The organism is Myxacorys chilensis (assembly GCF_059505265.1).
The window spans coordinates 1-2,159 of record NZ_JCACKG010000016.1; the positions used below are offsets into that span (position 1 = coordinate 1).

A 2,159-nucleotide genomic window follows, 5' to 3' on the forward strand; every position below is an offset into this window, starting at 1 on the left:
GGCCGTTCGGGGTCAGCCGGTCAACTGTTTGCGGCAGGTTGGTGCTAAGGCGCTGCAGGAGCTCACTCCGTGACAGGCCGGTTTGTTCCTGGAGGTGCTCGATGACATCGTCGCCCAGCGCCGCCTCGAGTTGGGAAGCTTCCACCGCGCGGTTCGGCCCGGTTGTCACCCAGGAGTCGGCTGCCTCGCCTTGTCCCGACTGCCGGAAGCGGTCCAGCAATCCGCCTAGGCCGTCCTTGAGCACTGCCCCTTGTGAACTCCCGCCCAGCATGCCGCCAAGGCTGCCCAGAATGCTGTCGAGGCCTCCGGCCGATCCCGTGCCGCTTCCCTTGGCTCCCCCTGCCATGTCGCCGAGCGCCTTGCTAATTTCGTCGCGATGCTGAAAGCCTTTGACGGCCAATAGTCCGAGCAGGGCAATGCCTGCCGAACCCATGTTCAATCCTCGTGCCATTGTTCTTCTCCAAAGTGTTCGCAACACTAAGGCCGCATCCACTTAGTAAGTTCCGCTCGGCACATCGGATCGAAGCAGCCGGCACCGCGTTAACGTCCGGTAAACGAGGAGCAGTTCGATGCGCTTGATCTTGATCGGCCTGGCAACGGCAAGCACCCTGCTGACCGCTTCGCTCGCCCACGGGCAGAACCTGGATTGGCAACGCCAAACCAATGAAGTGGGTGAGTTTTCCGTAGAACTACCTTTGGGAGCCTTTACCGCACTTGACGGCCCCGATGCGTCGCGTCGCGTCTTCACCGAGCTTGGTGGCGAAGGGCAGATAACCCTCTATGGCGGCCCCGCTGAGGGCCTCACGATCGATGAGTTCGCCCGTCAACTCTCCGCCGGCGCCGACGTGCGGAACATCACCTATCAGGCGGGTGGCAATTCCTGGTTCGTCCTGTCGGGCTACTATGACAACGAGAACGGCGGTGAGCCGCTGATCTTTTACACCAAGGTGTTGATGTCGGCCGACCACCAAACCTTTTCCGCCTTCGAGATCAGCTATCCCAGAAGCGAGAAACGGCGCTTTGACCCGATCGTCGAGCGCATCGAAAACAGCATGACTCGGCCCCGTACAGCAGCACGCAACTAGCGGGAAGGCCCTTGTCAAACTATCAACTGCTTTATTGGTCGTCCCGTTTCGCGGGCAGTTCGTCAGGGCCGTCCTCGCCCATGCGGGTCAGAAATGGGACGAAGTGGGTGACGACGCCATCTCGGAGATCATGAAGGGGACCGTCGGTACCATGCCGATCCCTTTCATGGGTCCACCTGTGCTGATCGACCGCGCCGCCGGAGCCGCTATCGCCCAGATGCCGGCAATCGTTTTTTATCTTGGAGAGACGCTGGGGCTTCTGCCGCAGACTCCGCTCCTTCGTGCCCTCACCATGAAAGTCGTCAATGACGCCAACGATGTGATCGACGAGATCACGCTGCAGGGCGGTCGCGACATGTGGACTGACGCGCGCTGGGCCGACTTCCGGCCGCGCCTCCAGAAGTGGATGAGCGCCTGGGAAGAAACCGGCCGCCGACATGGGCTGGCCGAAAATGCCGGTTTTCTCCTCGGAGGTGGCGAACCGGGCATTGCCGACGTCATTACCGCCACTTTGTGGACGACCATGACTGACCGCTTCAGCAAGATCAGCGACGTCTTGACCCACACAGCACCCATGACCGCCGCGCTCTGCCGCCGGGTTTCGGCCCTGCCACCGCTCGCTGCTCTGGCCGAAAAGGCCCGCGCGGACTATGGCTCCAGCTATGCCGGCGGCCAGATCGGCGAGTCGATGGCGAAGGTCCTGAGTTAAATGATCCGGGCACTTGCGTGCCCGGATCACGTCCTAAGCGCGTCGGCCTGAAACCGCACGCCCGATGGCGATCAGGATGCAGGCACCGACAAAGCCGGCGATCAGATAGCCAATCCAGCCGCCGAACGATATTCCCAGAATACCGAGCAGAATGCTGGCAACGATCGCCCCCACGATGCCGAGGATGATGTTCATCAACACGCCAGTTTGCGTGTTCATCACCCGGCCGGCGAGCCAGCCCGCAAGACCGCCGATGATGATCGCCGCAATCCAGCCTACACCGTCAAACCCCATTTTATCCCTCCTTGGATGGGAATGTTTACCACCACACCGTGACACACTTGGTGATCCCTACCAAGCCGCTG

4 protein-coding genes are annotated in these 2,159 nt (G+C 61.3%); 2 read left to right on the forward strand and 2 right to left on the reverse strand.

The window, feature by feature from the left end; translation table 11 throughout:
* On the reverse strand, positions 1 to 451 hold a 451-nt coding region (locus tag AC5JLB_RS00825; RefSeq protein WP_495871960.1), incomplete at its 3' end, for a YidB family protein.
* A 118-nt stretch (positions 452 to 569) separates the two neighbouring features.
* Between AC5JLB_RS00825 and AC5JLB_RS00830 the strand changes: the two genes are divergently transcribed.
* On the forward strand, positions 570 to 1,085 hold the full coding sequence (locus tag AC5JLB_RS00830; protein WP_495871961.1) for a hypothetical protein: 516 nt from the start codon (positions 570 to 572) through the stop codon (positions 1,083 to 1,085).
* Positions 1,086 to 1,119: 34 nt separating this feature from the next.
* Positions 1,120 to 1,794 (forward strand): glutathione transferase, Atu5508 family, encoded by a 675-nt coding sequence (gene gst, locus AC5JLB_RS00835; protein WP_495871962.1) that lies wholly within the window; start codon positions 1,120 to 1,122, stop codon positions 1,792 to 1,794.
* 33 nt (positions 1,795 to 1,827) lie between these two features.
* Here gst and AC5JLB_RS00840 read toward each other — a convergent pair whose 3' ends face one another.
* A complete protein-coding gene (locus AC5JLB_RS00840) occupies positions 1,828 to 2,088 on the reverse strand; it encodes a GlsB/YeaQ/YmgE family stress response membrane protein (RefSeq protein ID WP_495871963.1) in 261 nt (86 codons plus the stop codon).
* Between the last annotated feature and the right edge of the window lie 71 nt (positions 2,089 to 2,159).